Here is a 5014-nt window from a genome sequence, read left to right on the forward strand (position 1 = left end):
AAGGAACTCGAGAAGAGACAGCCAAGGACACTCAGACCATCAATAAATTCCCCCGCCTCCACCGGCCAGGATAGTTGTCGCCGGGCGGACAGGGTAGTTGACGCCGGCCAGTCTGATGGCTGCCTTGATGGTGTCGCGCGGCTACACCGCGAATCCGGACGCTCTCGAGCATAAGCAGGGATTCCTTGCTGCTTTTGATGGACTCGATCACGTGCGGCCAGAGCGGCTCCTGCAGGACCTTGGCGGCCTCCTGGAAATCGAGCAGCCCATGTTCGGCCTGAAGCAGTTTGCATGCTGCGGCAGCACGCACAACGCTGTGATGGCCATGCTGGAGATTCGCGAGCGGCACGACATCAGCATCGAGGATGTGTCTGGAATCGCCATCACGGCCCATCGTCGGCGCCTTCCTCATACACACAACCCGTTCCCGGCAACGCCGCTGCAAGCAAAGTTCAGTATCCAGTACGCGACCGCACGCGCGCTGATCAGCGGCCCTCCGCGAATCGAGCACTTCGAAGGAAGCTCGTTCAAGGACTCGGATGCAGTGGCCCTGCTTCACAAGATCACTACCAGCGCATACCCGTTCGTGACAGACGAACTCATCAACGAAATGGCTGCAGAGGTCTTGGTCACTCTCAACGACGGCAAGTCATACACCGGTCAGTCCCATGCACTTGGCAGAGGCCCTGCCAATCCCATGAGCCATTCCGAACTCTGGGACAAGTTCAGTGACTGTGCCCGCGGCGTCATGCAGGAAGACCAGGCGCGGGATGCATTTCAAGCGCTCAACGAGATTGCACGCGCAAGTCGCATCTCCGACGTCACCGAGCATCTCGTACGTCGCAGCTTCTAAATTCATCAATAGGAGACATCCGTGAATAACCCGATTCGAGCGATCGCGCTCGGCGCCAGCTTTTTCTGCGCCTCCGCAGTGCCGTTTCAGCTCAACGCGCAAACCAACTATCCTGCGAAGCCCATCCGCATCATCGTCGGCCAGAATCCCGGCACTGGAACCGACGCATCGGCGCGGAGTTTTGCCCAGCGTCTGACGGCGCTTCTTGGACAGCCGGTCATCATTGACAACAAGGGTGGTGCGCACGGATTCATTGGCGGCACGGCTGCCAAGGATGCCGAGAAGGACGGCTACACCCTGATGATCGCTGCAGGCGGCACCATGGCAGTGAACCCGGGCCTTTACGGAAAGAAGATGCCCTTCGACCCTGTCAAGGACTTCGAGCCTGTCGGGATCATCGAGCAGGGGCCGGTCTACCTGGCTGTGAGCAACAACCTTCCCGTCAAGAACGTCAAGGACCTTGTGGCCTATGCCGGCGCGAACCCTGGCAAGGTCAACTATGGCACTGGCGGCAATGGCACGACCTCTCACCTCGCGATGGAGTTACTCAAGCGGTCCACGGGGATGCAAGCGGCACACATCCCTTACCGAGGCTCCAATCAGGTCGTCCAGGATCTTATCGGGGGCCAGATCCAGACAGCCTTTGACGCAGCCATCGTGCTCATTCCTCAAGCGAAGGCGGGAAAGATCCGAATCATCGGTGTCGCCTCAGGCAAGCGCAGTGCCGCGCTCCCGGACGTTCCCAGTGTCCAGGAGCAGGGATTCCCTGGCTTCGAAGCAAAGACGTGGTCCGCGCTGTATGCGCCAGCAGGCACTCCGGCACCGATAGTCCAGAAGCTGAACGAAGCGCTGAACAAAATCGTCCGCAGCGATGATTTCCGGGAATACCTTAAAGCCTCTGCGAGCGAGGCGGGCGGAGGCACCAGCGAGGATCACAAGAAGTTTCTTGCAACCGAAATCGCCAAGTGGGCGACCGTGATCAAGGAAGCAAACATTCAGCCTGATTGAGGCTTCACGCGCGACATGGGCGGCAACTGCCGCCACCCGTCGACTCCCACAACCTGCATCTCTTTTCACCTGGAACAACGAAAGCAATCCCGATGAATAAATCGCTGAACAGCCGGCTGCGCCAAGAACTCCATGTGGGCGCTGGCCTGATTGTGCCGGGCGTCGCCAACGCGCTGGCTGCGCGCATCGCCGAACAAGCAGGCCACCGCGTGGTGATGGTCAGCGGCGCGGCCATCGCTAACTCCTACCTCGGCATGCCTGACATCGGACTCGTCTCTGTGTCGGAACTGGTGGACCATGTCGCAGCGGTGCGCGAGGCCGTCGGTATTCCCATCTTCGCGGACGCCGACACCGGCTTCGGCAATGCCCTCAACGTGCGCCGCACGATTCGACAACTTGAGTCCGCTGGCGCGAACGGCATCATGATCGAAGACCAGACTTCGCCGAAGCGCTGCGGCCACTTCGACGGCAAAAGTGTGGTGCCCACGGCTGAAATGGTCGGCAAGATCAAGGCTGCCGTGGACGCTCGTCAAGATGACGACCTGTTTGTCCTCGCACGCACGGATGCGAGGGCTGTTGAAGGCTTCGAGGCGGCGATCGAACGTGCTGCTGCATACCGGGACGCGGGCGCGGACGGGCTCTTCATAGAGGCTCCGCTCACGTGTGAGGAACTGCTGTCCATTCCCCGCATGTGCCCCGGCGTTCACTTCTGCAACATGGTAGTCGGAGGCAAGACACCACTGCTCCCGCGAGATGAGCTTGCCACAAGCGGCTTCGCGGCAATCGGATATGCCAACGCCGGCCTTCAGGCGGCGATGCTCGCCATGCAGAAAATGATGCGCCATCTCCACGAGAACGGCTCAATCGAGGGTGCTGAGAATCAGGTATTGATGTTCCAGGAGCGCCAGGCAGCCTTGGACACAGCGCGCTACCGGGAACTGGAAATGCGTTATGCGTGAACCGCTGGCAAGGTCTGTACGCGAGTACGCGTCCACGTCTTCGCGGTTTTTGTCGGGCGAACCTGTGGAAGTTCAATTCCGGCCGGACGGGACGGGCTAGGTGGGGAATCGCCGCGTCCTGGACGTCTGCTCGCACCTAGATTGCTGACGCTCGCCAGCGGCAGCGGTAAGTCGGCTCAGGGCCCATAGCAGCCCTACCTTCCTGAGACGGCGCTCGGCGACTGAATCGACTGCGAATGGCTTAGGAAGGTCTGGCAGCTCAAGTGACTCGCCGGATCCGGAGGTCACAAGAGCAGCCGAGTGGTTGATATGTCGGGAACTGCAGGCAATCTGCCCGAAGCAAACAACGGGAGGCCGTCTTCACCCACCCATGTCGTCGGTGGTCTTCGCCAGTCGCTCGGCCGCCATGGCCGCGACGATGCCCTGGAACTCCGCCAGCGCATAGCGCTGCCCGGGAACGAGCGGGGCGATCGGACCATCGTTCGGAATCACCACGTCGTCGGCTGCCTCGCCCGCCGCGCCCTTCAGCCAGATCGCGGTCAGGTGCAGCGCGGGGACGCGGATCAGCGTCAGCTCCTGCCGCACGGGCGAGCGCGTCTGCTGGGCCGCAAGGCCGTTGATGCGCTTGGCCAGTGCCTTCACCTCCGGGCCCTCGGCAATGGAGGTGAGCTTGGCAGCGGCCTTGTCCACCTCGGCCATCGCCGATTCCCCGCTCTCCCCGGCGGGCAGCAGTTGCACCCACAGCTTGGCCTTCGCTTTTCGAAGCGAGCTGCTCGCGACCAGTTCGTCCAGGCCCAGCACGATCGTGGATGCGCCGACGCCGCCCGGCTTGTCTGCAGCCAGCGCGGCCTCGATGGACCGCGAGATCACGCGGCTGTTGCGCGCAATGCTGGGCTTCACGGACGAGGGCGCCGTGGCATCCGGTGATGCGGGGCTTGCGGGCACCGCGAACTTGCGCAGGCCCGTTTGCAGTGCCTTGGCGATGGCGGGCGGCATGTCAGGGATTTCGATGGGCACGGCTGCTCTCCTGTTGCTCGGTCAGGAATGGGTGAAATAACTGTGGGTCCAGGTGCCGGAGCCCCGGTAGTTGGTGCGCAGCGTGTCATACGCCACCAGCGCGGTGGTGCCGCCGCCCACGTCCGACACCCAGACAAAGCTGTCGTCCTCGACACCCGAGGCCACGATGAAGTGTCCGCCGCCGCCCGACCATCCGATGCGGATGCAGAGGGGGCGGCCGACCACGAGTTCGTCCTCCAGCGTCTGCAGCGACTCCTGCACCGAGGTCTGGCGATCGAAGTGGCCCACCGTGGTCAGCGCGGTGCCGAGCACCGACGGGTTGTTGCAGGGGCCGGAGGCGCCCGTGCCGCAGCAATCGGTGCGCCCCCATTGAACGTTCGCCACCCTGCACTGGGTCCAGGTCGTGGAAGGGACGTAGTAGCGCGACACGCTGGCGGCCACGGCAGCCCAGCACCATTGGCTTTGCAATTGCGCCTGCACCGGGAAGCGCAGCACCACGTCGACCGGGTCTTCGCCCGCATAGCCGGCCACGTACACCGGCCGCCATCCCTGGGCCACCAGGTCGTCGAACTTGATCTGGTACGTCGGCGCCGTCATGCCGTGGTGCATCACGCTCGCCACCGCCTTCTTCTCCCACAGCGCGGCGTAGTAGTCCTTGCCGCCCAGCGTGACGGCATTGCCGCAAATGAGGTCGTAGCCGTCGGCGACGTAGCCCTGCGCCGCGCTGCGGAAGGCTGCTTCTTCGAGGCCGTGGCGCGCCACCCAGGCGGGACCGGACGACTTGTCCCAGATCGCGGCGTAGCGTGCCGCGCCGCCCTGGGCATAGGTCGACACCCAGCGCAGCCGATAACCCTGCGCCGTGAGTTCATCGAAGGTCTGCTGGTATTGCGCGCCGGTCAGGCCATGGCGTGCGGTCCATGCCGGGCCGGTCGACTTGTCCCACAGCGCGGCGAAGCGCGGACTCGTGCCCACCGAGTAGCCGTTCACCATCTTCAGGCGGTAGCCCTGCTTGGCATGGTCATCGAAGGCTTGCTGGTACTGCGCGGCGGTGAGTCCGTGGCGGGCAGCCCAGGCGGGCCCCGAGACCTTGTCCCAGATGGCCGTGTAGCGCGTCGTCGTACCGACCCTGTAGCCGCTGACATTGCGCAGCCGGAAGCCCTGGCTCGCGTTCTGGTCG

5 protein-coding genes are annotated in these 5014 nt (G+C 63.4%); 3 read left to right on the plus strand and 2 right to left on the minus strand.

Annotation, left to right across the window (positions count from 1 at the left end):
- Positions 1–97 precede the first annotated feature (97 nt).
- The 3 genes from WKW82_RS40110 (at position 98) to WKW82_RS40120 (ending at position 2820) form a co-directional block, all read left to right on the plus strand.
- Complete coding sequence (locus tag WKW82_RS40110; protein WP_340348780.1) at positions 98–853, plus strand: MmgE/PrpD family protein; 756 nt, start codon at positions 98–100, stop codon at positions 851–853.
- 21 nt (positions 854–874) lie between these two features.
- Complete coding sequence (locus WKW82_RS40115) at positions 875–1861, plus strand: Bug family tripartite tricarboxylate transporter substrate binding protein (protein ID WP_340348781.1); 987 nt, start codon at positions 875–877, stop codon at positions 1859–1861.
- 92 nt (positions 1862–1953) lie between these two features.
- Positions 1954–2820: an isocitrate lyase/PEP mutase family protein gene (locus WKW82_RS40120; protein WP_340348782.1), complete on the plus strand. Its 867-nt coding sequence runs from the start codon at positions 1954–1956 to the stop codon at positions 2818–2820.
- A 360-nt stretch (positions 2821–3180) separates the two neighbouring features.
- Here WKW82_RS40120 and WKW82_RS40125 read toward each other — a convergent pair whose 3' ends face one another.
- Both WKW82_RS40125 and WKW82_RS40130 read right to left on the minus strand, forming a co-directional pair.
- Positions 3181–3837, minus strand: coding sequence for a hypothetical protein (locus WKW82_RS40125; protein WP_340348783.1), 657 nt, complete (start codon positions 3835–3837; stop codon positions 3181–3183).
- A 21-nt stretch (positions 3838–3858) separates the two neighbouring features.
- Positions 3859–5014, minus strand: a 1156-nt coding sequence (locus WKW82_RS40130) for a papain-like cysteine protease family protein (RefSeq protein ID WP_340348784.1), incomplete at its 5' end; no start/stop codon positions are given.

The organism is Variovorax rhizosphaerae, from assembly GCF_037889975.1.
GTDB classification, from domain to species: domain Bacteria; phylum Pseudomonadota; class Gammaproteobacteria; order Burkholderiales; family Burkholderiaceae_C; genus Variovorax; species Variovorax rhizosphaerae.